This window comes from Cupriavidus sp. FW305-26 (assembly GCF_058787975.1).
This window is the reverse complement of sequence record NZ_JBYTAH010000032.1, coordinates 1-25,897: the sequence shown is the minus strand read 5'-3', so window position 1 is coordinate 25,897 and position 25,897 is coordinate 1. Positions and strand designations below refer to the sequence as shown.

The following is a 25,897-nucleotide window of genomic DNA, read 5'->3' as shown; positions in this document are numbered from 1 at the left end:
TGATGAGTGACTGGGGGCCACCCTCACTCGCGCCCCGCCACCACATACGCCCCGGTCCGGTGCAGCTCGCCCTCGGCTTGTTCCAGCGCGCGGATCGCGCCCTTGCCCTTGCGCGCCAGCAGCTGCTCGACCAGGGCCTCGACCACGGCCACGCCGGCGGTGACTGACGGGAAGAACGACGGGCTTTCCACCGAGAACAGCAACGTGCAGTCCGCCGCCAGCGCGATCGGCGCGACCGTGCTGTCGGTCAGCGCGATCACCTTGCAGCCGCACTCGCGCGCGGCGGCGGCGACGCGGATGCTTTCCTGCGAGTAGGGGGCGAAGCTGACCACCAGCACCGCATCCTTGGGCGCCAGGCCGCGCAGCTCCATCTCCAGCGTGCCGGCATCGGCGCGGATCAGGTGCACCGTGCTGCGGAACAGCCGGTAGACATAGTGGAAGGTGAACGCGATCGGAAAGCACGAGCGGAAGCCCGCCACATGCACGCACGCCGCATGCGACAGCAGTTCCGCCGCTTGCTGCAGCGTCTTCTCGTTGTTGGCGGCGATCATGTCCAGGTTGTGGTGCTGCGCGTCCAGCATCTCGCCCAGCATGCGGCTGGAGCTGCTTTCACGCACCACCTTGCGCGCGCGGCGCGCGTACGGCTGGCTGCCGCCGCGCAGCGCATCGACGAACAGTTCACGCAGCCCCTGCCAGCCCTCGAAGCCGAGATGCTGCGACAGCCGCACCAGGGTGGCAGGCTGCACCCCGGCACTGGCCGCGATCTTGCGCATCGACAGCACCGGCACGTCCTGCGGATGGTCGAGCAGGTAGCGCGCGCCGCCCTGGAACTGCGTGCTGAGCGTGGGGAAGTTGCTGCGCAGCAGCGCCAGCAGGGCGTCCAGATCCTGCGGCGGCGCTTGCGGCGATGGGGTAGGGCTGTCGGGCGGCATGGGCATTCCGGATTCGGTGTTTGTAACGATTGTTGCACAGGTGCGCCCGGGCGCGCATCGGGCCGGTCGAACAGGGCGGGTCAGGGTTCCCCCTCACTGACGGTTAACGTCTGCATATGCCTTGGCTGTATGTCCTGAGCAGGTCTCGTAACACCACTGTCTGTTCGCTACAACGCCGGTCGGCCGGCATCATATTTTCCTTACCCGCTTAGCAGATCGTGACTTACACTCCGCGCCATAACCTCCGGAATTGGTCATCCGGAACATAATTGGTATCGGAGCGCGGCATGGGACATAGAAGCCCGGCAGTGCGACACGGCGGGAGGGTCAACCCGTCGTTTCGGGTCATTGGGGAAGTTGGGGCAACCGGCAATCCGTGCCGGGGCTGGCGCCTGCGCGGCGCCAGGGCAGCGCATGGCTTCACGCTGATCGAGGTGATGATCACCGTGGCGGTCATTGCCATTCTTGCCGCCGTCGCCATTCCAAATTACAGCCGTCACGTCGTGCGCTCGCACCGGGCCGCGATCGAGTCCTTCATGCTGGAGGTCTCGAGCGCCCAGGAGCGCTACCTGGTCGACAACCGCGCCTATGCCGCCAATCTGGGCGCGCTGGGCATGTCGGTGCCGGCCGCGCAGGCAACGCGCTACGACGTCGCCGTGACGCCGAACGCGGCGCTGCCGCCCGGCTACAGCATCGTGGCCACGCCCAAGGGCAGCCAGCTCGCCGGCGACGCCGACTGCGGCTCGCTGACGCTGACCAGTGCCGGCGCGAAATCGGCGTCTGGTTCAGGCACCGACTGCTGGAACTGACCATGCGGCGCGCCACGTTCCCGCCGTCTTCGCCCGGCCGGCCCACCCGCCGCGGCTTCACCCTGGTCGAACTGCTGTGCGCCATGTCGGTGCTGGCGATCCTCGCGGTCGCGGCGGCGCCGTCGTTCTCTTCACTGATCGCCAACCAGCGCGTGCGCGGCGCCTCACATGACCTGACCTCGGCACTGCTGCTGGCGCGCAGCGAGGCAGTCAAGCGCAATGCCACGGTCACGCTGGCAGCCACCGGCGCCGCATGGACTGCCGGTTGGGCAGTCACCGCAGGCGCCGAGACGGTGCGCAGCTTCGGGCCCTACGGCGGCCTGACCATCACGCCCAGCGCTGCCGGGGCCCTTGCGCTTGGCAACGACGGCCGCCTCACGGGCGCGGCCATGACTTTCGAAGTGGCGCCCAACGGCGATACGGCAGCGGCGTCGCGCGTCTGCGTGCAGGTCAGCGAGACAGGCCGCGTCGCTTCCGACACGGGAGCCTGCTCATGAAGCAAAGAATTCCGCGGCTGCGGCCGAGCATGCCTGTCCGCCGCACGCAGCGCGGCTTCCTGCTGATCGAGGTGCTGGTGGCGGCGGTGATCCTGCTGGTCGCGCTGCTCGGCACCGCCGGGCTGGTGGCGCGCTCGGGCCAGACCGAGATGGAGTCCTACCAGCGCGTGCAGGCGCTGGCGCTGCTGCAGGACATGGTTGCGCGCCTCAACGCCAACCGCCAGGTGGCATCGTGCTATGCCAACGGCGCGACCGGCATGCAGCTGGGCAGCGCGGCGGCGCCGCCGGCGGCGTGCACGCAGGGCACCGCCGCGCAGAAGGCTACCGCCGATGCGGACCTGCAGGCCTGGAACACCGCGCTGCTGGGTAGTGCCGAGATGCGCCTGGGGGCCAGCGCCGCTGATGCCGCCCAGGCCGTCGGCGCCATGATCGGCGCGCGCGGCTGCATCGAGACCGTCGACGCCGTCAACAATATCTACCGCATCACCGTGGCCTGGCAGGGCCTGGCCACCACCGGCGCGCCCGCGCTGGGCTGCGGCAAGGGCCAGTACGGCAACGATGCCTATCGCCGCGCGGTCAGCACGCAGATCCGTATCGGCACCCTGGGAACCGTGTCATGAGCCCCCTGCGCCTGTCCGCGCGCCGCCTGCGCCGCCAGCGCGGCATCTCGCTGGTCGAGCTGATGATCGGCATCACCATCGGCCTGGTGCTGCTGACCGCGCTGGCGAGCCTGTACCTTGCCAACAGCCTGTCGCGCACCGAATTCACCAAGTCTGCCGAGCAGGTCGAGAACGGCCGCTACGCGCTGGAGCAGATCCGGCGCGAAGTGGAGCTGGCGGGGTTCTTCGGCGTCGGCAACATTGCACGCAGCACCAAGGCCGCGGATCCGGCGCTGTGCGCGACGGATGCAGCCGCCCTTGGCTTCTCGCCTGCTGCCGAAACCGTGCCGGTGGCGCTGACCGGCTATGCGCCGGGCGTGGCGGCACCATGCCTGCCGGACCTGGCGCCGACTTCCGAGGTGCTGGTGATTCGGCGCGTGTCGACCACGGCGGTTGCCGCCCCGGCACCGGGCGTGCCCTACCTGCAGGTATCGGCCTGTTCGCAGGACACGCAGACCTTTGTCTTCGATGCCAGCGGCGCGGCGGCCTTCGGGCTGCGCACCAAGGCCTGCGATCCGGCCCAGCCGGCTGAACTGCGCCGCGCCATGGTGCGCATCTTCTACCTGGCCGGCTGCGACCGCTGCAGCAACGGCGGCGACGGCATCCCCACGCTGAAGATGGCCGAACTGGTCAACGGTGCGTTCCAGTCGCGCTCGGTCGCGCAGGGGGTGCAAGACATGCATGTGCTGTACGGTGTCGACCAGGACAGCAACGGCTCGGCCGACTGCTACGTGTCCGATCCCCGCGCGAACAACAGCGCCGTCTGCACCGCCGTTCCCGGCTATGACTGGGGCGTGGTGCTCAACAACCTGGCCAATGTCACCACGGTGCGCGTGCACCTGCTGGCGCGCACGCTGAAGCCCTCGGGCGGGCATTCAGACAACCGCACCTATGACCTCGGCCGCGCGGCGGCCGCAGGCCCGTTCAATGACGGCTACAAGCGCCACGTCTACGCCCAGGTGGCGCGGCTGGTCAATGTGGCCGGGCTGCGCGAGCAATAACGCCATACCGATTCAACACAGCGAAGAGCGAGCAATGATGAAGTCAACGGGCAGGCCGCTGCGCCGCAGGCAATCCGGGGTCACGCTGGTGGTGACGCTGGTGTTCATGGTGCTGTTCCTGCTGGTCGCCGTGGCCATGGTCAATTCGGGGCTGGTCAACGTCAAGGTGGCGGGCAACCAGCAGCACAGCGCCGAAGCACGCGACGTGGCGCAGCAGGCGATCGAGCAGGTGATCAGCGACGACTTCACCAAGGCGCCGGTTGCGGTGGATGTGCCGGTGGACGTGACGGGTGACGGCAAGGCGGATTACATCGCGCAGGTGGCGGCACCGACCTGCGTGACCAGCAAGCCAGTGGCCAAGGTGATCGATCCGGAAAAGCACCCGGAGGATGCCGAATGCACGCTGGGCAGCAGCACCGGCAATGGCAACCTGGTCATGGGCGCAAGCGGTGTCAGTGCGATCAGTTCGCTTTGCAACGATACGCAGTGGGATGTAGCAGCCACCGTCAATGACGTCAATACAACCGGCGCCGTCGCGACGGTGCACCAGGGCGTTGCGGTGCGCACGCTGTATGGCTCCACTTGCCCCTGAAGTCTCGGGCCAGATCCGGATCTTGAAAGGAAGAACCAGCATGTCCATGCCCGCTCGCCGGCTTCGCGCTTCCGCTGCCTGTGCCACAGCCCTGCTCGGGCTGGCTGCCGCGCCCGCGGCGATAGCCGAAGACATCGACCTGTTCACCGGCCTGCAGGCCAACTCCGGGTCGCGTCCCAACGTGCTGCTGATACTCGACAACGCATCGGCGTGGAATGCCAATGCCCAGGTCGATTGCGAAACGCAGAACGTGGTGAGCGCCAACAACGATAACAACAACGTCGGCGCAGAGCAGTGCGCACTGTACAAGGCGGTGTCGGACCTGATCAATGATGACAAGACGAACGGCAAGATCAACCTTGGCGTGATGATGTTCGGGCAGGGCACCAATACGGGTGGCCAGTTCCGCTTCCCGAAGGTGACGCCGCCCACCGCGCCGTCCGGGCTGGTGCTGATGGAGAAAGGTGCGGGCGGACAGGACATGCTCGACTACATCAAGACCATCGACCGTACCAAGGACAGTGCCAACAACTCGCAGGTCGGCGGCGCCATGCAGGAGGCATGGGCCTTCTTCTCCGGCAAGACGGGATTGTCCGGCACCACATACAAGTCGCCGATCACCAACCCGTGCCAGAAGAACTTCATCATCTACATTGCCAACGCGCTCAACAACGGCAAGCCGCAGGACTCCGGCCAGGATGCCTACAACAAGCTCAAGGAGGCGGGCGCCACCACCGCGCAGCTCACTCCGATCCCGCTGCCCAAGGGCAACAACATCGACAACTGGGGCGATGAGTGGGCGCGCTTCCTGAACGACCTGGACCTGAACGCCGCCAACAACGCGGGCTCGACCACGGCGACGCGCCAGAACATCATTACCTACACCATCGGCGTCACTGACGGCAGCCAGCAAAGCCAGGACTACCTGCAGTTCGTCACCAGCATGGCCCAGAAGGGCGGGGGCGGCAACTTTACAGTCCGGGCCGGAGATGACGACGCGCTTTCGAAGGCGCTGAAGGACATCTTCAACGAGATGCAGGCGGTCAACAACGTATTTGCCTCGGTCAGCCTGCCGGTCAGCGTGAACGGGCAGGGTTCGTACCTGAACCAGGTCTATATCGGCATGTTCCGCCCGGACGGTAAGGCCCGTCCGCGCTGGGTGGGCAACCTCAAACAGTACAAGCTGGGCTATGACAGCAACGGCAATCTGGTGATGCTCGACGCCGGGGTGCAAGGCGCGATCGACCAGCCCCCGAAGAATGCGGTTAGCAACGCGGGGACCGGGTTTATATCGCCCAATGCCCGCAGCTACTGGACCGAGGATCCGCCGAAGGCGGTGGGCAGCTCCAGTATCGTGACGGACTGGCCCTCGGACGGGTTCTGGAAGAATGCCTCGTCGCTGCTGCGCAATGCCAAGGATTCACCCGACGGCGAGGTCGTCGAGAAGGGCGGCGCAGGAGAAATGCTGCGCGCAGACTACCTGACCAGTCAGGCCGGGCGCCGGCTGCTGACCTGCGCCGACGCGAAATGCAGCAAGGGGACCGCGCTGGCGAATTTCGATACCGCCAACAAGGCCCTCACCGAGGGCAACGGTCCGTCGCTGCTGAAGACCACTGCCGCGGATGTGGCCAATATGATCAGCTGGGTGCGCGGCAAGGACGTCTTCGCCACGCTGACCGGCACCGACCCCAAGAAAGAGGCGGAGCCCGGCCCCGGCGGCAACGTCACGGTGCGCGGCTCGATCCACGGCGACGTGCTGCATTCGCGCCCGGTGGTGGTCGACTACGGCGGCACCACTGGCGTAGTGGTTTTCTACGGTGCCAATGACGGTGTGTTCCATGCCGTCAACGGTAACCGCACTGCAGCCATTTCCACCACCGCGGGCACGGTGCGCGCGGGCGGTGAACTGTGGGGCTTCATCGCTCCCGAGTTCTACGGCAAGCTGGCGCGGATCTATAGCAACGCTCCCGAGGTGCGGCTGACGGGCAGCCCCCAGGACACCGCCGAGGTCCAGTTTGTTCCACGCGACTATTTCTTCGACGGCACCACGACGGTCTACCAGGACCTGAGCACCCCGGCCACGCCCCAGGTAAAGATCTACCTGACAGCACGGCGCGGCGGTCGCCTGATTTATGCATTGGACGTCAAGGATCCGGCAAAGCCGGAGTACCTTTGGAGCAAGACCAACGCCGACATCCCTGAACTGGGGCAGACCTGGTCGCAGCCGCGGGTGATGCGCGTGCGCGGCTACCCGACGCCTGTGCTGATCATGGGTGCGGGCTACGACCCCGATGGCGAGGATACCGACCCAGCGCTCAATGGCATCGCCACGGCGACGAACAAGCAAGGCCGCGGCGTGATCGTGCTCGACGCCGGGACGGGCGATGTGGTCTGGGCAGCCCTGGCCAATTGCGCTGGCATCAGCACGGGCACCTGCGTCACCATCAACAGCCGCGCGATTCCTTCCGACGTTGCCGTGGTGGACCGCAATGGTGATGGCTATGCCGAAAAGGCTTATGTCGGCGACGTCGGCGGCAATGTCTGGCGTATCGACTTCGGATCGACGGATACGGATACTCCGTCGACGTGGACGGTCGGCAAGCTCGCGCAATTGGGCGGCGCAGTGGACACCAACGAGGCGCGCAAGTTTCTCTATCCGCCCGATGTCGTCGCGACCGGCAAGTACGACGCGGTGATGATCGCCTCGGGCGACCGCGAAAAGCCGCTGTACTCGCTGAGCCAGACCCCTGGCGCGGCGCAGAACGTGCAGAACCGCTTCTTCATGGTCAAAGACCCGAACGTCGATGGGAGGCTGCCTTCGACCTGGACGGCGGTCAAGGCGGCCGATCTTGTCGATGCGACCAACGTGGCCTACCGCGATTCGGCGGTGGCTAGCGGCTTCTACTTGTCGCTGGAATTCGGCGAGAAGGCGGTCAATGCGCCGCTGACCGTGGCGGGCTACACGTACTTCGGCACCAACACGCCTTCCAAGGTCGAGCCCGGAGCCTGCTACCCCGACCTGGGCGTTGCGCGGGGCTACGCGGTGTCATTCCTGAGCGGGCTTGGCATGAACAACGGGCCGCGGTTTGTCAGGTTCGACAACGGCGGGCTGCCGCCGTCGCCCGTGTTCGGCATGGTGTCGGTCACGCAGACCGACGGATCGACCCGGCTGGTCCCGGTGCTGATCGGGGGCGGCAAGGCTGGTGCCTCGGGCGGCGACGACAAGTCATCGCTGGGCGGCCAGGAGGTGAAGCCCGCCAGCACCGGCAAGCGCAAGCGCACCTACTGGCACACGCAGAGCGACAAGACCTAGCCAGCCGCCATCACCGCGGTGCTGCCGCCACAGCGCCGCCTTCCTCCTCCCACCACCCACCCCCCAACGCCTGCAGCAGCGCGGCCGAATCCGCCAGCCGGTCGGCGCGCGCCTGCGCCAGTTCCAGCGACGCCTGGCGCGACTGCCGTTCGGCATCCAGCACCGTCAGCTGGCTGACGCCGCCGAGCCGGTACTGCTCCGACACCACCGCCAGCGTATCGCGCGCCTGCCGCGCGCTGTCGGCGCGTTCGCGCAGCGCGGCGGCATCGGTTTCGAGTGCGCGCAGCGAATCGGCCACGTTCTGCAGGCCCTGCAGCACGGCTTGCCGATACGCGGCCAGCGACTGCTCATAAGCCGCCTCCGCCGCGCGTTTGCGTGCCTGCAGCTCGCCGCCGCGGAATACAGGCTGCACCAGCCCCGCGGCCAGGCTCCATACGTTCAGGCTGCTGAACAGGTCGCGCGCCGCGGTGGCCTGCGTGCCGCCGCTGGCGCTCAGCGTGATCTGCGGATAGAGGTTGGCGGTGGCCACGCCGATATTGGCCGAGGCCTGGTGCAGCAGGGCCTCGGCCGCGCGGATGTCGGGACGGCGGCGTGCCAGCGTGGCCGGCAGGCTGACCGGCAGCGTGTCGGGCAGGTGCAGGTCGTCGAGGCGGAATTCGGGCAGCGTGGCCGAGGCCGGGGTCTGGCCCGTGTACACCGCGAGCTGGTGCCGCGTGGCATCGAGCTGGCGCTGCAGGGCCGGCACCAGGGCCTGGGCTTGCGCAAGCTCCGCGCGCTGGCGCTGCACGTCGACGCGCGCGACGCCGCCCGCGCGCAGGCGTTCCTCGGTGATGCCAAGCTGGCGCTGCTGGGCCGCCGCCACGGCGGCGGTATCGGCCAGTTGCGCGCGCAGGCCGGCTTCGCGGATGGCCGCGGTGGCCACGTTGGCGGCCAGCGCCAGGCGCGCGGCTTCCAGTTCATAGCGCTGGTAGTCCACCGCTGCCTGCAGTCCTTCCAGTTCGCGCCGCTGGCCGCCGAACAGGTCGAGCACGTACGACACCTGCACCGTGGCGCCGTAAAGCGTGAACGGGCCCGGGCTGGGGATCGCGGTGATGCCCAGGGACTGGAAGTCGACCTGCTGGCGCGTGGTGTTAAGTTTTGCGTCGACGGCGGGCCAGCGCGTCGCGCCGGTGCGCGCGGCCAGGTTCTCCTGCGCCTCGCGCAGCCGGGCGCGCGCCTGCGCCAGCGTCGGGCTGGCATCCAGCGCGCTGCGGATGGTGGCGTCCAGCGCCGGGCTGCGGAACAGCGTCCACCACTGCGCGGGCACGTCAGCGCCGGCGGCCAGGGTTTGCGCGTGGGATTGCCCGGCGGCGTCGGCGCTGTCGGCCGCGACGGTTGCCACCGGCTGCGGTCCCGGCACGTAGCCGGCGTCATCGGGCGGCGCGGGCGCGCGGAAGTCGGGGCCGACGGCGCAGCCGCACAACAGTGCCGCGGCGGCAAACAGAGGCGTGAGTCGTTGCATGGCCAACCCCTTCAGTCCAGCGTGCGGCGGTAGAAGCGCACCGCAATTGCCATCACCACCACGATGAACAGCGCCATCGGCCACACATTGGGCCATAGCTCGACCCAGCCGTTGCCCTTGAGCAGGATGCCGCGCACCATGCGGTGGAAATACGTCATCGGCAGGATGTTGCCGATGGCCTGCGCCCAGCCCGGCATGCCGGCGAACGGGAACATGAAGCCGGACAGCAGGATGTTGGGCAGGAAGTAGAAGAACGTCAGCTGCATCGCCTGCAGCTGGTTCTGCGCCAGCGACGACAGCGTGATGCCCACCGTCAGGTTGGCCGCGATAAACAGCAGCGCCGCCAGGTACACCGCGAGCACCGAGCCGACGAACGGCACGCTGAAGATCCAGCGCGCGGCCAGCAGCACGATGGTCGCCTGGATCAGGCCGATGAAGATATAGGGCACGATCTTGCCGGTCATCACCTCGAGCGGCCGCACCGGCGTGGCCAGCAGGTTCTCCATGGTGCCGCGCTCGCGTTCGCGCGTCATGGCCAGGCCGGTCATCATCACCATGGTCATCGTCAGGATCACGCCCATCAGGCCGGGAATGATGTTGTATTGCGTGATGCCTTCCGGGTTGTAGAGCCGCTGCACCTGCACGTCGAAGGGCGGCTTGCCGCCGGCCAGCGGCGCCAGCGATCCCTTCAGGTCATGCGTGGCCACGCGGTAGGGCAGCTGCGGTAGCGCGGCGATGGCCTGGCCGGTGGCGGAGGGATCGGTGGCATCGGCCTCGACCAGCAGCGCGGGCCGTTCGCCGCGCAGCAGACGGCGCGTGAAGTCGGGCGGGATGGTCAGCACGAACTGCACCTCGCCCTTCATCAGCGCCTCGCGCCCGGCCTGTTCGTCCGGCAGCGTGCCGACAAGCTTGAAATACGTCGATTGCTCCATGCTGGCGATGAAGGAACGCGTGAATTCGCTCTGGTCGGCGGCAATCACCGCAGTCGGCAGGTGGCGCGGATCGGTGTTGATGGCAAAGCCGAACAGCAGCAGCTGCATGATCGGCAGCCCGATGATCATGCCGAAGGTGACGCGGTCGCGCCGCAGCTGCAGGAATTCCTTGAGCACGATGCTCCACCAGCGTTGCAACGAGAAGCGCTGTTGCGCGGCCGGGTTGCGGGCGGCGGCTGTCATGACGCCTCCCTGGCCTTGCGGGCTGCCATATTGTCTTCGGCCCCGCTCATCATGTGGATGAACACGTCTTCCAGGCTGGTCTGGGTTTGCTCGACGCGCCGGCCCGGTCCGGCCAGCCGCGCAAGCGTATCAGCCAGCGCCTGCGCATCGCGCCCGGTCACATGCAGCGCGGTGCCGAAGGCCACGGTCTGCTCCACGCCCGGCGCACCCTGCAGCTGCTCGGACAGCGCGGCGAGGTCGTCGCCTTCCACGCTCCAGGTCGACAGCTTCTGGCTGGCCACCACTTCATCGGCGGTGCCCTGCGCCAGCAGCTTGCCGTAGGCGATATAGGCCAGCTTGTGACAGCGCTCGGCCTCGTCCATGTAGTGCGTGCTGACCAGCACCGAGATGCCGCGCGCGGCCAGCTGGTGCAGCTGCTCCCAGAAGTCGCGCCGGGCCTTGGGGTCCACGCCCGCGGTGGGTTCGTCGAGCAGCAGCAGTTCGGGCTCGTGCAGCAGGCACGCCGCCAGCGCCAGCCGCTGCTTCCAGCCGCCAGACAGCGCGCCGGCCAGCTGCGCCGAGCGCGTGGCCAGGCCCAGGTCTTCCAGCGCGCGGTCGACCGCCTCGCGCCGGTTCGGCATGCCGTAAACGCGCGCGACGAAGTCCAGGTTCTCGCGGATCGACAGGTCGTCCCAGTAAGAGAACTTCTGCGTCATGTAGCCGACGCGGCGCTTGATCTCGTCGGACTCGCTGCGGATGTCGTAGCCCAGGCAGGTGCCCTCGCCGGAATCGGGCGTCAGCAGCCCGCACATCATGCGGATCGAGGTGGTCTTGCCGCTGCCGTTGGGGCCGAGGAAGCCGAAGATCTCGCCGCGCGCGACCTGCATGCTGAGGTCGTTGACCACGTGCTTGTCGCCGAAGTGCTTGTTCAGGCCGCGCACGTCGATGGCGAGTGCGGCCGCGCCGCCGTTCGCTCTGGTGTTCATTGCCGCACCACCTCGACGGGCTGGCCCGGCCGCAGCTTGGGCGCATCGGCCGCCGCCGGGCGCGCTTCGACCAGGAACACCAGCTTGCGCCGCGTCTCGTTGCTGTAGATCACCGGCGGCGTGTATTCGGCCTCGTTGGCTACGTAGCTGATGGTGGCCGCCACCGGCGCGGCGCAGCCGTCGCAGCGCACCTGCACCGCCTGGCCGTTGCGCAGCGCGCCCACCACCGTCTCCGGCACATAGAAGCGCACCTTGACGTTGCCCGGTGGCAGCATGCGCACCACGGGGCTGCCCGCCGGCACCCACTCGCCGAGGCGGTAGGGCGTGTCGTAGACCAGCCCCGCCTGGGTCGTGGCCACGGTCTTGCGCGACAGCTTCCACTCGGCCTGCGCCAGCGCCGCGCGCGCGGCCGCCACCTGCGCGGCCTGCGCGGCTTGCTGCGCATCCCGGCCCGGCAGCCGGGCCACGTCGATATCGCGCTGCAGTTCGCGCACGCGGGCGGCGTCGCTGCTGGCCTGTGCGCGCGATTCGTCCAGCTGCGCCTGCGCGATGCCGCCGATCTCATACTGGCGCTGGTCGCGCCGCAAGGCCGCGGCACTGCGCTGCGCCTGGGCCTGTGCCTGCGCCAGCTGGGCGCGGCTGACCTCGACTTCGACCGGGCGCTTGCCGGTCTTCATGTCTTGCAGCTGTGCCTCGGCTGCGCGCAGCTGGTCTTCGGCCTGCTGGCGCGCGGCGCGCTCGTCGTCGGATTCGAGTGCAAACAGCGCGGCGCCCTGGCCGACCTGCTGGCCGCGCTGCACCGACAGCGTGTCGAGGCGCCCGGCGAACGGCGAGGCCACGCTGACGAATTCGCCTTCGACATAGCCTTGCCAGGTGTCGGCGCGTTCACGGCTGCAAGCGGCGAGCAGCAGCACCGCCGCCACCTTGCGGCCTTCCGCCATCAGGATGTTGTAGGTGCGGCAGGCGGCCTGCAGGTCCATGGCGTCCACCCCGACATGGCGGCGCGACAGCGACGCGGTCAGGCGCGGGTGCGGGAAGCGCAGCCGCGAGCCGGTGCCGAGCAGCACCACTTCGGGGCCGAGTTCCACCAGCTGCTCGAAATGCGCAGGCTCCAGGTCTTCGAAGCGGCTGACCGGCCAGGGCCGGACCTCGCCCTCGGGCATGACCAGGACCGAGTTGGTGTGACGGACGAGGTTGATCTCGATGTAGCCCGGCCCGTAGGCCGTGACGGTATTGAGCGATTGGGGCTGGTCGGCGTGGAGTTTCACTTGGAGGCCTCTGCGGCGGCCGCCACGGGCTGGCGGGCCGGCCCGTGGGGCGGATGGCCGGCACCCCGGGCGGGTACGGTGTGGGCGACAGGATGGACGACAGTGCGCAGGCGCCTGGCGTGTGCGCCGCAAGCGCACGCTGCAATGCAAGAATCCCTGCCGAAGTCTGTCATAATCCGATAAATTATAGCTTTTGCCTCCCTGTCTGCCACGTTCGCGTTGCATTGCAGCGGACGTCGCCCCGGCGCGGGGCTTCCGCACGGGGCTTCGGCATTAATTCAGATTCGCCCAGATTCCCTGTCCGGTGCCGCCGACGCGGCACGCTACGCTTGCCCGACATCGCCGTGAAACCCATCCAGAAATCCAACAAACTCAATAACGTTTGCTACGACATCCGCGGACCGGTGCTGGAAAAGGCCAAGCAGATGGAGGAAGAAGGGCACAAGATCATCAAGCTGAATATCGGCAACCTGGCCGTGTTCGGCTTTGACGCGCCGGAAGAGATTCAGCAGGACATGATGCGAAACCTGCCGAATTCGGCAGGTTATTCTGATTCCAAGGGCATTTTCGCCGCACGCAAGGCGATCATGCACTATACCCAGCAAAAAAATATCGAAGGCGTTGGCCTGGACGATATTTATGTGGGCAACGGTGCCTCCGAACTGATCGTGATGGCCGTCAACGCGCTGCTCAATGCCGGCGACGAAGTGCTGGTGCCGGCGCCGGACTACCCGCTGTGGACCGCCGCGGTGAGCCTCTCGGGCGGCACGCCGGTGCACTATATCTGCGACGAGTCCAACGACTGGATGCCCGATCCGGCCGATATCCGCGCACGTATCACGCCGCATACCAAGGCCATCGTCATCATCAACCCGAACAACCCCACCGGGGCGCTGTATTCGGACGAGCTGCTGCTCGAGATCGTCGCCATCGCGCGCGAGCACGGCCTGATCATCTATGCCGACGAGATCTACGACAAGGTCCTGTACGACGGCCACACCCACACCTCGATCGCCTCGCTCTCGACCGATGTGCTGACCGTGACCTTCAACGGCCTGTCGAAGAACTACCGCTCATGCGGCTACCGCGCCGGCTGGATGGTGGTGTCGGGCGACAAGCGCCCGGCCATCGACTATATCGAAGGCCTGAACATGCTGTCGTCGATGCGCCTGTGCGCCAACGTTCCGGGCCAGTGGGCGATCCAGACCGCGCTGGGCGGCTACCAGAGCATCAACGACCTGGTCAATGAAGGCGGACGCCTGCGCCGCCAGCGCGACCTGGCCTACGAGCTGATCACCGCGATCCCGGGTGTTACCTGCGTCAAGCCCAAGGCGGCACTGTACCTGTTCCCCAAGCTCGACCTGTCGATGTACCCGGTGCAGGACGACCAGGAGTTCATCTACGAACTGCTGCAGGAGTCCAAGGTGCTGCTGGTGCAGGGCTCGGGCTTCAACTGGGCCAAGCCCGATCATTTCCGCATCGTGTTCCTGCCGCACGAGGAAGACCTGCGCGAGGCCATCGGCCGCATCGCGCGCTTCCTCGAGGCGTACCGAAAACGCCACGGCAAGGCAGCGGCCTGATTTCGCGGGCCGCGCCGCAATTCATCCTTAGCAACTCAGAAGATTGTCCATGAACCCCATCAAAGTTGGCCTGCTCGGCATCGGTACCGTCGGTAGCGGCACGTTCAACGTGCTCAAGCGCAATCAGGAAGAAATTCGCCGCCGCGCCGGCCGCGGCATCGAGATTGCCATCGTGGCCGATCTCAACACCGAACGCGCGCGCGAACTGACCAACGGGGAAGTGGAGATCGTCAGCGATGCCAACGAGGTGGTCAACCGCCCCGACATCGACATCGTCATCGAACTGATCGGCGGCTACGGCATCGCGCGCGAGCTGGTGCTCAAGGCGATCGAGAACGGCAAGCACGTGGTCACCGCCAACAAGGCGCTGCTGGCCGTGCACGGCAACGAGATCTTCGAAGCCGCGCGCCGCAAGGGCGTGATCGTGGCATTCGAGGCTGCCGTCGCCGGCGGCATCCCCATCATCAAGGCGCTGCGCGAAGGCCTGACCGCCAACCGCATCCAGTGGATCGCCGGCATCATCAACGGCACCACCAACTTCATCCTGTCCGAGATGCGCGACAAGGGCCTCGATTTCGACGTGGTGCTGAAGGAAGCCCAGCAGCTCGGCTACGCCGAAGCCGACCCGACCTTCGACATCGAAGGCGTCGATGCCGCGCACAAGGTCACGCTGATGAGCGCGATCGCCTTCGGCATGCCGGTGCAGTTCGACAAGGCCCACGTGGAAGGCATCACCAAGCTGTCAGCCATCGACATCAAGTACGCCGAGGAACTGGGCTACCGCATCAAGCTGCTGGGCATCACCCGCCGCCGCGACGACGGTGTCGAGCTGCGCGTGCATCCGACGCTGGTGCCGGCCTCGCGCCTGATCGCCAACGTCGAAGGCGCGATGAACGCGGTGCTGGTGCAGGGCGACGCCGTGGGCGCGACGCTCTACTACGGCAAGGGTGCCGGCGCCGAGCCGACCGCCTCGGCCGTGATCGCTGACCTGGTCGACGTGACCCGCCTGCACACCGCCGATCCCAACCACCGCGTGCCGCACCTGGCGTTCCAGCCGGACGAGCTGTCGAGCGTGCCGGTGCTGCCGATCGAAGAGATCAACAGCTCGTACTACCTGCGCATGCGCGTGGCCGACGAGACCGGCGTGCTGGCCGAGATCACCCGCATCCTGGCCGAGGGCGGCATCTCGATCGACGCCATGCTGCAGAAGGAATCGCGCGAGGGCGAGCCGCAGACCGACATCATCATCCTCACGCACATCACGCGCGAGAAGCACGTCAACGCGGCGATCGCCAAGATTGAGGCGCTGCCCACCGTGCTGTCCGCCGTGACGCGCCTGCGCATGGAAGAACTGAACTAAGGGCCGGACCTGCTGATTCACATGAAATACCAGTCGACCCGCGGCCATGAGATGCCGCAATCGTTTTCCGAGATCCTGCTGGGCGGCCTGGCGCCGGACGGCGGGCTGTACCTGCCTACGCAGTACCCGCAAGTCACCGCCGACGAACTGGAGGCCTGGCGCAAGCTGTCGTATGCCGACCTGGCCTACGAGATCCTGCGCAAGTTCTGCGACGATATTCCTGCCGAGGACCTGCGCGCGCTGACGCGCAAGACCTATACGCCCGAGGTGTACTGCAACGCGCGCGAGGGCGACAACACCGCCGACATCACGCCGCTGCGCACGCTCGGCGAGGAAGGTGGCACCAGGCTGCAACTGCTGGGCCTGTCCAACGGCCCGACGCTGGCCTTCAAGGACATGGCGATGCAGCTGCTCGGCAACCTGTTCGAGTACGCGCTGGGCCGCGCCGGGCAGGAGCTGAACATCCTGGGCGCGACTTCCGGCGATACCGGCAGCGCGGCAGAATACGCCATGCGCGGCAAGCGCGGCATCCGCGTGTTCATGCTGAGCCCGCACCGCAAGATGAGCGCGTTCCAGACCGCGCAGATGTTCAGCCTGCAGGACGCCAACATCTTCAACCTTGCCGTCGAAGGCGTGTTCGACGATTGCCAGGACATCGTCAAGGCGGTCTCCAACGACCTCGACTACAAGGCGCGCCAGAAGATCGGCACGGTCAACTCGATCAACTGGGCACGCGTGGTGGCCCAGGTGGTGTACTACTTCAAGGGCTGGCTGCTGGCCACCAGCGGCCCCGGCCAGAAGGTGTCGTTCTGCGTGCCGTCGGGCAACTTCGGCAACGTCTGCGCCGGCCATATCGCGCGCATGATGGGCCTGCCGATCGACAAGCTGGTAGTGGCCACCAACGAGAACGACGTGCTCGACGAGTTCTTCCGCACCGGTGCCTACCGCGTGCGCAAGTCGGCCGAGACGTACCACACCTCGAGCCCGAGCATGGATATTTCCAAGGCCTCGAACTTCGAGCGCTTCGTGTTCGACCTGCTCGGCCAGGACGCCGGCAAGCTGGTGGCGCTGTTCCGCGACGTGGAAGAGAAGGGCGGCTTCGACCTGTCGGGCACGCCGGAATTCGACCGCATCCGCGAGTTCGGCTTTGTCTCGGGCCGCAGCACGCACGACGACCGCGTAGCGACCATCCGCGACCTGTCTTCGCGCTACGACATCACCATCGATACCCACACCGCCGATGGCGTCAAGGTGGCGCGCGAGCATCTCAGCGCCGGCGTGCCGATGGTGGTGCTGGAAACCGCGCTGCCGGCCAAGTTTGCCGACACTATCCGCGAAGCGCTCGGCCACGAGCCGGAGCGCCCCGCAAAGTTCGAGGGCATCGAGAGCCTGCCGCAGCGCTTTGAAGTGATGCCGGCCGACGCCGCACAGGTCAAGGCCTATATCGCCGGCCACACCGGCCTGTAAGCGCGCGGGCGCGTGCAGCCCGCTGCGGCGCTGCCGCATGCCGGGCCCGCGCCAACTCGCTACAATCAGGCTGCGGGCCCGATCTTCGGCCCCCGGATTGCCTGCCCCAACCAAGTGGTGCCGGCAATGCGCGGGCCGTTTTTCGTGGGCCAACACTTTCCCACATCGCACCATGACCCAAGCCGCAGCACCTTCCCGCCCCCCGATGCTGACCATGGCCCAGGCGCTCGACGCGCTGCTCGGCGCCGCCCGTCCGCTGGCGCAGCTTGAATCCATCGACACGCTCCACGCCAACGGCCGCGTGCTGGCCGCGCCCGTGACCAGCACGCTGCGCGTGCCGCCGGCAGACAATACCTCGATGGACGGCTACGCCATGCGCGCGGGCGATGTGCCCGCTGCCGGCACGCGGCTGCGCGTGTCGCAACGGATTCCCGCCGGCCATGTCGGCACCGCGCTGGAACCCGGCACCGCCGCGCGCATCTTCACCGGCGGGCTGATCCCGCCGGGCGCCGACGCCGTGGTGATGCAGGAGCAATGCACCGCCGAGGGCGAGGACGTGATCGTCAACCACGTGCCGCAATCCGGTGAATGGGTGCGGCGCGCGGGCGAGGATATCGAGGCCGGCAGCGTGATCCTGCCGGCCGGCACGCGGCTGACGCCGCAGGCGCTGGGGCTGGCCGCATCGGTCGGCCAGGCGAAGCTGGACGTGGTGCGGCGCGTGCGCGTCGCCGTGTTCTTCACCGGCGATGAACTGGCGATGCCGGGCGAGCCGCTCAAGCCGGGCGCCATCTACAACTCCAACCGCTTCACCCTGCGCGGCCTGCTGGAAAACCTGGGCTGCGAGGTCAGCGACTTCGGCATCGTTCCCGACACGCTGGCCGCTACGCGCGAGACGCTGCGCCGCGCGGCGCAGGGACACGACCTGATCATCACCTCGGGCGGCGTTTCGGTCGGCGAGGAAGACCATATCAAGCCCGCGGTCGAGGCCGAGGGGCGGCTCGACATGTGGCAGATCGCGATCAAGCCGGGCAAGCCGCTGGCGTTCGGGCAGGTCAACAACGATGCCGGGCCGGCGTTCTTCCTGGGTTTGCCGGGCAACCCGGTGTCCAGCTTCGTGACCTTCCTGCTGTTCGTGCGCCCGTTCATCCTGCGCCTGCAGGGCGTGGCCGGCGTGACGCCGCGGCGCCTGCCGCTGCGCGCGGACTTCGAACTGAACAAGGGCGACCGCCGCAATGAGTTCCTGCGCGCGCGCATCAATGCCGAGGGCGGCCTGGACCTGTTCCCCAACCAGAGCTCGGGCGTGCTGACCTCCACCGTCTGGGGCGACGGCCTGATCGACAATCCGCCCAACCAGCCGATCGCGCGCGGCGATACCGTGCAGTTCATTCCGTTTGACGGCCTGCTCGCATAGCCGGCCAGCGTTACCAGGACACAGAAGCTGTGATGACCATCGAACTCCGATTCTTTGCCAGCGTGCGCGAGCAGCTGGGCGTGGCCGAAGAGCGCGCCGAGGTGCCGGCCGACGTGCGCACCGTGGGCGAACTGCGCCAGTGGCTGCGCCAGCGCGGCGGCGCCTGGGCCGAGACCCTGGCTGAAGGCCGCGCGCTGCGCATGGCCGTCGACCATGCGGTGGCGCGCCCCGATACGGCGATTGCCGACGGCTGTGAAGTCGCCTTTTTCCCACCAGTGACCGGAGGCTGAGATGAGCGTCAGGGTGCAGCGTGAGGATTTCGATCTCGGCGCGGAAGTCGCTGCGCTGCGTGCCGGCAATCCGGCGGTCGGCGCGGTGGCCAGCTTTATCGGCACGGTGCGCGATGTCAGCGACGGCAGCGCGGTCAGCGCGATGGAGCTTGAGCACTATCCGGGTATGACCGAGAAGGCGCTGGCGCAGATCGAAGCGGCTGCGTGCGCGCGCTGGGCGCTGCTGGGCGTGACCATCATCCACCGCGTCGGGCCGATGCAGCCGCTGGACCAGATCGTGATGGTCGCGGTGGCGTCGGCGCATCGCGGCAATGCCTTTGCCGCGTGCGAGTTCATCATGGACTACCTCAAGTCCGAAGCGCCGTTCTGGAAGAAGGAAGACACCCCGGAAGGGGCGCGCTGGGTCGACGCCCGCGTGACCGACGAAGCCGCCCTCCAGCGCTGGGGGATCGCATCGTTCAATGCCAGCGGCGACGATGCTGGCGCACCACCGGAGAAGCAGGGCGGGAGCCAGCCCTGATGGGGCCGCTCGGCTTTGTCGCCGTGGGCGTAGGCGCCGCGGCGGGTGCGTGGCTGCGCTGGGGCTTTGCGGTGCTGTGGAACGCGATCAATCCCGCGCTGCCCTATGGCACGCTGGCGGCCAACCTGCTGGGCGGCTACCTGGTCGGCCTGGCGGTCGGGTTCTTCGATACGCACGCGGGCCTGCCGCCGGAATGGCGCCTGCTGGCCATCACCGGCTTCCTTGGCGGGCTGACCACGTTCTCGACCTTCTCCAGCGAGGTGGTGGCGAACCTGATTGCCGGCGACTATGGCTGGGCGGGGCTGCACCTGCTGCTGCACCTGGGCGGCTCACTGCTGCTGACCGCGTTCGGCCTCTGGACTTACCGCCTGCTGGCCTGACGCGGCCCGGGCGATCAGGCCCAGCAGCGCGGCATTGAATGCCTGCGGCTGCTCCATGTGCGGGCTGTGGCCGGCGCCGGCCACCACGCTGAATCCCGCTCCGGGCCGCAGTGCGAGCGTGGCGGTGCCCACCGCGGGCGCATAGAGCCGGCTGGCTTCCCCGTACAAGTGGAACAGCGGCAGCCCGGCACCGCGCAATGTCTCCCGGAAATCCTGGCGCGCCATGTCTTCCCATAAAGCGGCAAGCGCCCACGCATCGCACTGGCCCGCCATGTGCGCGATGCGCTGCATCGCGGCGCCTTCCGGGCGCCTTCCCGCCGACCACATTCCCAGCGCGACTGACGGCGCCAGCCGGGGCCAGTCGGCCCGGATACGGGCCGCCATCTGCGCGGCGTGCGCAATCTCATAGTGGCCGTGCAGGCCATGCGGCCAGGCCGCATCGGTCACCAGCCTCGGTGTCATGTCGATGCTGCCGACCGCTGCCAGCGGAAGACCCGGATGGTCGCGCAGCAGCGCCCATGCCACCATCGCCCCCATCGACCAGCCAGCCACCACCACGTCTGTCAGCCCGAGGTGCGCAACCAGTCCGGCGACGTCGCGCGCCAGCGCCGTGATCGTGGTGCCGTCGCGCTCGCGCGACAGGCCGTGGCCGGCATGGTCGGGCGCGATCACGCGGAATCCCGCCAGTGCGAGCGCCCGCTGGCCATCGAAGGCCTCGCCGGTGACGGACCAGCCGTGCAGCAACAGCAGCGGCCGTCCCTGGCCGGTTTCGCGCCAGCCTGGCAAGGCGCCGCGTGCCGGGTGGCTGGCGAACGGCGGCGAAGCGGGGCCGGCAGGTGCCGAATCGGGAGCGTCCAACGACGGTTCTCTCCTGGCAGGAGGGTAAAGGGCAGCGGCCTGGATGCCACCGGGTGAGGGTGCCTCTCTATTGACATCCACGGTGGGCAATTTATACGATGAAACATGAATCAGCTATCAGGTTTTGCCTGAGTGGCGATTCCCGGCGCAGGCAGGCGCGGAGGAGGCACCTGCCTGCGCCGGCATGACATGAAGCGGCTGGCATTCCAATGACAAGGCGCGCAGCGCCACCGGAGACAAGATGTCCCAGACCGACACGGGCGCACCGCCCGAAACCGGCGCAACCCGCGAACCCGGCCATGCCGGCGGCATCTGCCCGCCCAAGACCGCGCGCGGGCAGAAGACGCGCGAGGCGCTGCTGCGCGCGGCCGAGAAGGTGTTCGGTGAGAAAGGCTATTACGCCGCGTCGATCTCCGAGATCACGCAGGAAGCCAAGGTCGCGATGGGCACTTTCTACCTGTATTTCAAGGACAAGGAGGACATCTTCCGCGCGCTGGTCGCGCACATGCTGGAACTGGTGCGCGCCCACCTGCGCAAGCACGTTGCCGCCGCGGCCACCCAGATGGAAGCCGAGCGCCTGGGCCTGAAGGCATTTCTCTCTTTCGTTTCGCGCCACAAGAACCTGTACCGGATCGTGCTGGATTCGTACTCGGTGGACGAGACCATCTACAGCAGCTATTTCCAGGTGTTTGCCGAGCTCTACAGCCGGCGCCTGACGCGCGCCGAGGAGCAGGGCGAGATCGTGCCCGGCGATGCCGAGGTGCGCGCCTGGTGCCTGATCGGCATCAGCAACTTCCTGGGCATGCGCTATGCGCGCTGGAAGCGCCCGCCTTCGATGGAGAAGGTGGTCGACACCGCCTTCGACCTGATCTCGCACGGCCTGCAGCCGCGATGAACGCTGACGCAGAACCCCTGGTGCAGTGGGAGCGCGCCGTCGATGGCGTGGCGCTGCTGCGCCTGAACCGGCCGCAGCGGCACAACAGCCTGGTGCCCGAGTTGCTGGAAGCGCTGCTCGCCGCGCTGGACGAGATTGAAGCCGACCCGGCGATCCATGCCGTGGTGCTGACGCATGCCGGGAAAAATTTCTCCACCGGCGGCGATGTCGCGGCATTCGCTGCGCAGGGCGACGCGATAGCCAGCTACGCCGACCGGCTGCTGGCACTGCTGAACCGTTCGATCCTGCGCCTGGCAGCGCTGCGCTGCCCGGTGGTGGCGGCCGTGGAGGGCTGGCTGACGGGCGGCTCGCTGGGTTTGGTGCTGGCGTGCGACATGGCGGTGCTGGCGCGGGATGCGCGCATCGCGCCGTACTACACGGTGGTTGGCTTCAGCCCGGACGGCGGCTGGACCGCGATGCTGCCGCAGCTGGTCGGCACGCCGCGGGCGCGCGCGTGGCAGCTGAACAATACGATCGTCGCCGCGCCGGAGGCAGAGGCACTTGGCCTGGCCACCGCGCTGGCCGCACCGGGTTCGGCCGAGGCCGATGCCGCGACGCTGGCGCGCGGCGTCATGCGCAAGGTGCCGGGCAGCGTGGCCCGCACGCGCGCGCTGTTGCGCTGGGACGCCGACACCCTGGCGGCCGGCCTTGAGCGGGAGCGCGCGGCCTTTGTCGCACAGATCGCCAGTGCCGAGACCGCCGACGGCATGCGGCGCTTCCTGGCAGGGCGCGCGCGCGAATAGTCTGTAGAGCTTTCCCAGGCAGTTGCAGCAGGTTTCATCCAGACAAACACAAACGAGACCGAACACAGGAGACAGCAATGCAACGCAACCCACTCGCCGTACGTGCCCTGGTCATGGCCGCCGGCCTGCTTGCCGCCGGCACCGCGCTGGCCAAGGACATCCGCATCGCGCACGTCTATGACAAGACCGGCGCGCTCGAAGCCTACGCCAAGCAGACCCAGACCGGCCTGATGATGGGCCTGGAGTACGCCACCAACGGCACCATGACCGTCAACGGCAACAAGCTGGTGGTGATCGAGAAAGACACCCAGGGCAAGCCGGACGTGGCCAAGGCCCAGCTGGCCGCCGCCTACAGCGACGACCGCGCCGATATCGCGGTCGGCCCCACCTCTTCCGGCACCGCGCTGGCGATGCTGCCGGTGGCAGAGGAATACAAGAAGGTGCTGCTGGTCGAACCCGCGGTGGCCGACTCGATCACCGGCGACAAGTGGAACCGCTATATCTTCCGCACCGGCCGCAATTCGTCGCAGGACGCAATCTCCAACGCCGTGGCGCTGGACAAGCCGGGCGTGCAGATCGCCACGCTGGCGCAGGACTACGCTTTTGGCCGCGACGGCGTCAAGGCCTTCAAGGGCGCGCTGAAGAACGCCAGGATCGTGCACGAGGAATACCTGCCGACCAGTACCACGGACTTCACCGCAGGCGCGCAGCGGCTGTTTGATTCGCTCAAGGACAAGCCAGGCCGCAAGGTGATCTTCATTATCTGGGCCGGTGCCGGCAACCCGTTCAAGATCGCGGATCTGGATCCCAGGCGCTACGGCATCGAGATTGCCACCGGCGGCAACATCCTGCCGGCGATGGCCAGCTACAAGAACTTCCCGGGCATGGAAGGGGCCACGTACTACTACTTCGGCATCCCCAAGAACAAGGCCAATGAGTGGCTGGTGTCCAACCACTACAGCAAGTTCAAGGCGCCGCCCGACTTCTTCACGGCCGGCGGCATGACCGCGGGCATCGCGCTGGTCGAGGCGCTGAAGAAGACCAGCGGCGAGACCGGCACCGAGAAGCTGATCACGGCGATGGAAGGCATGTCATTCGACACCCCCAAGGGCAAGATGACCTTCCGCAAGGAAGACCACCAGGCCATGCAGTCGATGTACCACTTCAAGATCAAGGTGGATCCGGCCTTCGCCTGGGGCGTGCCTGAGCTCGTGCGCGAGATCAAGCCCGAAGAGATGGCCGTGCCCGTGCGCAACCACCGCTGATGAACGCGCCAGCCTCCTTCGCCCGGTCCGTGCCGGCGCCGTCGCAGCCGGCCGCCGGGCACGCCGGCGCGACTGCCGTCGGGGCGCAGCCGCTGCTGGAGACGCGCGGCCTGACCATCCGCTTTGGCGGCCACGTGGCCGTCAATGCGGTGTCGTGCGCGTTCCGGCCCGGCGAGCTGACCTGCATCGTCGGCCCAAACGGCGCCGGCAAGACCACGTATTTCAACCTGGTCTCGGGCCAGTTGCCGCCCACGGCCGGGCAGATCCTGCTGGATGGCGAGGACGTGACGCGCCTGCCGGTGTCGCAGAAGACGCGCCGCGGCATCGGCCGCGCCTTCCAGCTGACCAGCCTGTTCCCGCAGCTGTCGGTGCTGGAGAACGTGCGCCTGGCGGTGCAGGCGCGCCAGCAGCGCGGCCTCGACCTGTTCTCGATGTGGACCAGCCACCGCGACGTGCAGGCGCAGGCCATGGCGATCCTGGAGCGCGTGGCGCTGGCCGGCAAGCGCCAGCTGACGGTGGCCTCGCTGCCGCACGGCGACCAGCGCAAGCTGGAGGTCGGCATCCTGCTGGCGCTGCAGCCGCGCGTGTTCATGTTCGACGAGCCCACCGCGGGCATGAGCGTTGATGAAGTGCCGGTGATCCTTGACCTGATCCGCGAGATCCGCCAGGACCGCAGCAAGACCGTGCTGCTGGTCGAACACAAGATGGACGTGGTGCGCTCGCTGGCCGACCGCATCATCGTGCTGCACAACGGCACCCTGGTAGCCGACGGCGACCCGGCCGAGGTGATCGCCTCGCCGGTGGTGCAGCAGGCTTACCTGGGCATGCCGGAAGAGGAGGGCAGCCATGGCTGACGCACAAGCAACCGGGCCGATCCTGCGGCTGCAGGGCGTGCAGACCCATATCGGCCCGTACCACATCCTGCACGGCGTGAGCTTCGAGGTGCCGCGTGGCGGCGTGACCATGCTGCTGGGGCGCAACGGTGCCGGCAAGACCACCACGCTGCGCACCATCATGGGCCTGTGGCAGGCCAGCGCGGGCACGGTGACCTTTGACGGCACCGACATCACGCGCCACAGCACGCCCGCGATCGCGCAGGCCGGCATTGCCTACGTGCCGGAGAACATGAGCGTGTTCTCCGACCTGACCGTGGCCGAGAACATGCGCCTGGCAGCGCGCACCGGCGCCATCGACGAGCGCCGGCTGGACTGGGTGTTCCGCATGTTCCCGGCGCTTAAGACCTTCTGGCAGCAGCGCGCCGGCGTGCTGTCGGGCGGGCAGAAGCAGATGCTGTCGGTGGCGCGCGCCATCATCGAGCCGCGCCAGCTGCTGATCGTCGACGAGCCCACCAAGGGCCTGGCGCCGGCCATCATCCAGAACATGATCCATGTGTTCCGCGAGCTCAAGCAGACCGAGGTGTCGATCCTGCTGGTGGAGCAGAACTTCCATATGGCGAAGTCGGTGGGGGATACGGTGGCGGTGATGGACGATGGGCGGACGGTGCACACGGGAACGATGGCGGCGCTGGCTGAAGACGAGTCTCTGCAGCAGAAGCTGCTGGGGCTGTCGCTGGCTGCGCACCAGTAAGGCGGGACAATACACATGACCACTTCAACGACTTTGCCGGCCGCCGCACCGTCGGACCTGCCCAAGGTGTGCCTCGACTGGACCCCGCTGGCGCTGGCGCCGCTGCTGATGCTGCTTGCCTATCCGCTGGTCGGCAGCCCGTCGACCTGGCTCACGCTGACCATTGCCGGCCTGGCGATGGGCATGATCATCTTCGTCGTCTCCTCCGGCCTGACGCTGGTGTTCGGCCTGATGGACGTGCTCAACTTCGGCCACGGCGCCTTTATCGCGCTGGGCGCCTACGTGGCGGCGTCGGTGCTGCTGCCGATGGCGGGCTGGGTCGAGGCCGACAGCCTGGCGCAGAACCTGGCCGTGTTTGCGCTGGCAATCGCGGCGGCCATGGTGGCCGCGGGCGCGGTCGGGCTGTTCTTCGAGCGCGTGGTGGTGCGCCCGGTCTACGGCCAGCACCTGAAGCAGATCCTGATCACGATGGGCGGCATGATCGTGGCCGAGCAGCTGATCAAGGCAATCTGGGGCCCCGAGACCATCGCGCTGCAGGTGCCCACCACTTTCCGCGGCGCGGTGCTGCTCGGCGATGCCGCCATCGAGAAATACCGGCTGATCGCGATGGCGCTGGGGCTGGTGATCTTTATCGCCATGCTGTTGCTGCTGAATCGCACCCGCATCGGCCTGCTGATCCGCGCCGGCGTGGAGAACCGCGAGATGGTCGAAGCGCTTGGCTACCGCGTGCGGCGCCTGTTTATCGGCGTGTTCGTCGCGGGTGCGGCGCTGGCGGGGCTGGGCGGGGTGC

25 protein-coding genes are annotated in these 25,897 nt (G+C 67.7%); 19 read left to right on the top strand and 6 right to left on the bottom strand.

The window, feature by feature from the left end; all coding sequences use genetic code 11:
• Positions 1-23 precede the first annotated feature (23 nt).
• The gene (locus AC3WQZ_RS18180) at positions 24-932 is read right to left on the bottom strand and encodes a MurR/RpiR family transcriptional regulator (RefSeq protein WP_010814413.1); all 909 of its coding nucleotides are present in this window, start codon (positions 930-932) and stop codon (positions 24-26) included.
• 287 nt (positions 933-1,219) lie between these two features.
• Between AC3WQZ_RS18180 and AC3WQZ_RS18175 the strand changes: the two genes are divergently transcribed.
• Genes AC3WQZ_RS18175 through AC3WQZ_RS18150 form a run of 6 tightly spaced genes read left to right on the top strand, consistent with a single transcriptional unit; the run spans position 1,220 to position 7,803 of the window.
• On the top strand, positions 1,220-1,741 hold the full coding sequence (locus AC3WQZ_RS18175) for a type IV pilin protein (protein ID WP_058697904.1): 522 nt from the start codon (positions 1,220-1,222) through the stop codon (positions 1,739-1,741).
• A 2-nt stretch (positions 1,742-1,743) separates the two neighbouring features.
• Positions 1,744-2,238: a GspH/FimT family pseudopilin gene (locus tag AC3WQZ_RS18170; protein WP_010814415.1), complete on the top strand. Its 495-nt coding sequence runs from the start codon at positions 1,744-1,746 to the stop codon at positions 2,236-2,238.
• On the top strand, positions 2,235-2,858 hold the full coding sequence (locus tag AC3WQZ_RS18165) for a type IV pilus modification PilV family protein (protein WP_010814416.1): 624 nt from the start codon (positions 2,235-2,237) through the stop codon (positions 2,856-2,858). Before AC3WQZ_RS18170 ends, AC3WQZ_RS18165 begins: the two co-directional genes overlap by 4 nt.
• The gene (locus AC3WQZ_RS18160; protein ID WP_010814417.1) at positions 2,855-3,898 is read left to right on the top strand and encodes a PilW family protein; all 1,044 of its coding nucleotides are present in this window, start codon (positions 2,855-2,857) and stop codon (positions 3,896-3,898) included. Before AC3WQZ_RS18165 ends, AC3WQZ_RS18160 begins: the two co-directional genes overlap by 4 nt.
• Positions 3,899-3,932: 34 nt before the next feature.
• Positions 3,933-4,490, top strand: coding sequence for a pilus assembly PilX N-terminal domain-containing protein (locus tag AC3WQZ_RS18155; RefSeq protein ID WP_010814418.1), 558 nt, complete (start codon positions 3,933-3,935; stop codon positions 4,488-4,490).
• Between the two features lie 40 nt (positions 4,491-4,530).
• Complete coding sequence (locus tag AC3WQZ_RS18150; RefSeq protein WP_492300997.1) at positions 4,531-7,803, top strand: pilus assembly protein; 3,273 nt, start codon at positions 4,531-4,533, stop codon at positions 7,801-7,803.
• A 10-nt stretch (positions 7,804-7,813) separates the two neighbouring features.
• Here the strand turns inward: AC3WQZ_RS18150 and AC3WQZ_RS18145 are convergent, their stop codons facing one another.
• From AC3WQZ_RS18145 to AC3WQZ_RS18130, 4 genes are read right to left on the bottom strand one after another with little or no spacing between them, the layout of a single operon-like run.
• A complete protein-coding gene (locus tag AC3WQZ_RS18145) occupies positions 7,814-9,304 on the bottom strand; it encodes an efflux transporter outer membrane subunit (RefSeq protein WP_492300995.1) in 1,491 nt (496 codons plus the stop codon).
• Between the two features lie 11 nt (positions 9,305-9,315).
• Positions 9,316-10,479, bottom strand: coding sequence for an ABC transporter permease (locus tag AC3WQZ_RS18140; protein WP_010814421.1), 1,164 nt, complete (start codon positions 10,477-10,479; stop codon positions 9,316-9,318).
• Positions 10,476-11,444 carry an ABC transporter ATP-binding protein gene (locus tag AC3WQZ_RS18135; RefSeq protein ID WP_011614509.1) on the bottom strand — a complete coding sequence of 323 codons (969 nt, stop codon included), beginning with the start codon at positions 11,442-11,444 and terminating at the stop codon, positions 10,476-10,478. Before AC3WQZ_RS18135 ends, AC3WQZ_RS18140 begins: the two co-directional genes overlap by 4 nt.
• A complete protein-coding gene (locus tag AC3WQZ_RS18130; protein ID WP_492300993.1) occupies positions 11,441-12,937 on the bottom strand; it encodes an MTH938/NDUFAF3 family protein in 1,497 nt (498 codons plus the stop codon). Before AC3WQZ_RS18130 ends, AC3WQZ_RS18135 begins: the two co-directional genes overlap by 4 nt.
• A gap of 119 nt (positions 12,938-13,056) precedes the next feature.
• On the opposite strand from AC3WQZ_RS18130, the gene AC3WQZ_RS18125 reads away from it, so the two are divergent.
• The 7 genes from AC3WQZ_RS18125 (at position 13,057) to crcB (ending at position 19,720) form a co-directional block, all read left to right on the top strand.
• Positions 13,057-14,292: a pyridoxal phosphate-dependent aminotransferase gene (locus tag AC3WQZ_RS18125; RefSeq protein ID WP_010810474.1), complete on the top strand. Its 1,236-nt coding sequence runs from the start codon at positions 13,057-13,059 to the stop codon at positions 14,290-14,292.
• Positions 14,293-14,341: 49 nt separating this feature from the next.
• Positions 14,342-15,652 (top strand): homoserine dehydrogenase, encoded by a 1,311-nt coding sequence (locus AC3WQZ_RS18120; RefSeq protein WP_010810475.1) that lies wholly within the window; start codon positions 14,342-14,344, stop codon positions 15,650-15,652.
• A 21-nt stretch (positions 15,653-15,673) separates the two neighbouring features.
• Entirely contained in the window at positions 15,674-17,119 is a 1,446-nt protein-coding gene (gene thrC, locus AC3WQZ_RS18115) for a threonine synthase (RefSeq protein ID WP_010810476.1), read from the top strand.
• Positions 17,120-17,291: 172 nt separating this feature from the next.
• Positions 17,292-18,530 (top strand): molybdopterin molybdotransferase MoeA, encoded by a 1,239-nt coding sequence (locus AC3WQZ_RS18110; protein WP_037024094.1) that lies wholly within the window; start codon positions 17,292-17,294, stop codon positions 18,528-18,530.
• Between the two features lie 32 nt (positions 18,531-18,562).
• Positions 18,563-18,820 carry a molybdopterin converting factor subunit 1 gene (moaD, locus tag AC3WQZ_RS18105; protein WP_010810478.1) on the top strand — a complete coding sequence of 86 codons (258 nt, stop codon included), beginning with the start codon at positions 18,563-18,565 and terminating at the stop codon, positions 18,818-18,820.
• Position 18,821: 1 nt separating this feature from the next.
• A complete protein-coding gene (locus tag AC3WQZ_RS18100) occupies positions 18,822-19,340 on the top strand; it encodes a molybdenum cofactor biosynthesis protein MoaE (RefSeq protein ID WP_011615581.1) in 519 nt (172 codons plus the stop codon).
• The gene (gene crcB / locus AC3WQZ_RS18095; RefSeq protein ID WP_010810480.1) at positions 19,340-19,720 is read left to right on the top strand and encodes a fluoride efflux transporter CrcB; all 381 of its coding nucleotides are present in this window, start codon (positions 19,340-19,342) and stop codon (positions 19,718-19,720) included. The genes AC3WQZ_RS18100 and crcB overlap by 1 nt, the downstream gene beginning before the upstream one ends.
• On the opposite strand, the gene AC3WQZ_RS18090 is transcribed toward crcB, so the two are convergent.
• Complete coding sequence (locus AC3WQZ_RS18090) at positions 19,670-20,578, bottom strand: alpha/beta fold hydrolase (RefSeq protein WP_010810481.1); 909 nt, start codon at positions 20,576-20,578, stop codon at positions 19,670-19,672. The two genes, crcB and AC3WQZ_RS18090, sit on opposite strands and share 51 nt — an antisense overlap.
• A gap of 241 nt (positions 20,579-20,819) precedes the next feature.
• Here AC3WQZ_RS18090 and AC3WQZ_RS18085 point away from each other — a divergent pair, with 241 nt between their 5' ends.
• The 6 genes from AC3WQZ_RS18085 to AC3WQZ_RS18060 form a co-directional block, all read left to right on the top strand.
• The gene (locus AC3WQZ_RS18085) at positions 20,820-21,473 is read left to right on the top strand and encodes a TetR/AcrR family transcriptional regulator (protein WP_010810482.1); all 654 of its coding nucleotides are present in this window, start codon (positions 20,820-20,822) and stop codon (positions 21,471-21,473) included.
• On the top strand, positions 21,470-22,255 hold the full coding sequence (locus AC3WQZ_RS18080) for an enoyl-CoA hydratase/isomerase family protein (RefSeq protein ID WP_439670713.1): 786 nt from the start codon (positions 21,470-21,472) through the stop codon (positions 22,253-22,255). Before AC3WQZ_RS18085 ends, AC3WQZ_RS18080 begins: the two co-directional genes overlap by 4 nt.
• A 77-nt stretch (positions 22,256-22,332) precedes the next feature.
• A complete protein-coding gene (locus AC3WQZ_RS18075) occupies positions 22,333-23,520 on the top strand; it encodes a substrate-binding domain-containing protein (protein WP_010810484.1) in 1,188 nt (395 codons plus the stop codon).
• 92 nt (positions 23,521-23,612) lie between these two features.
• Positions 23,613-24,374 carry an ABC transporter ATP-binding protein gene (locus AC3WQZ_RS18070; RefSeq protein ID WP_037024138.1) on the top strand — a complete coding sequence of 254 codons (762 nt, stop codon included), beginning with the start codon at positions 23,613-23,615 and terminating at the stop codon, positions 24,372-24,374.
• Complete coding sequence (locus AC3WQZ_RS18065; protein WP_011615577.1) at positions 24,367-25,107, top strand: ABC transporter ATP-binding protein; 741 nt, start codon at positions 24,367-24,369, stop codon at positions 25,105-25,107. Before AC3WQZ_RS18070 ends, AC3WQZ_RS18065 begins: the two co-directional genes overlap by 8 nt.
• Positions 25,108-25,122: 15 nt before the next feature.
• Positions 25,123-25,897 (top strand): branched-chain amino acid ABC transporter permease (locus AC3WQZ_RS18060; RefSeq protein WP_492300990.1); only part of this gene is annotated, 775 nt, incomplete at its 3' end.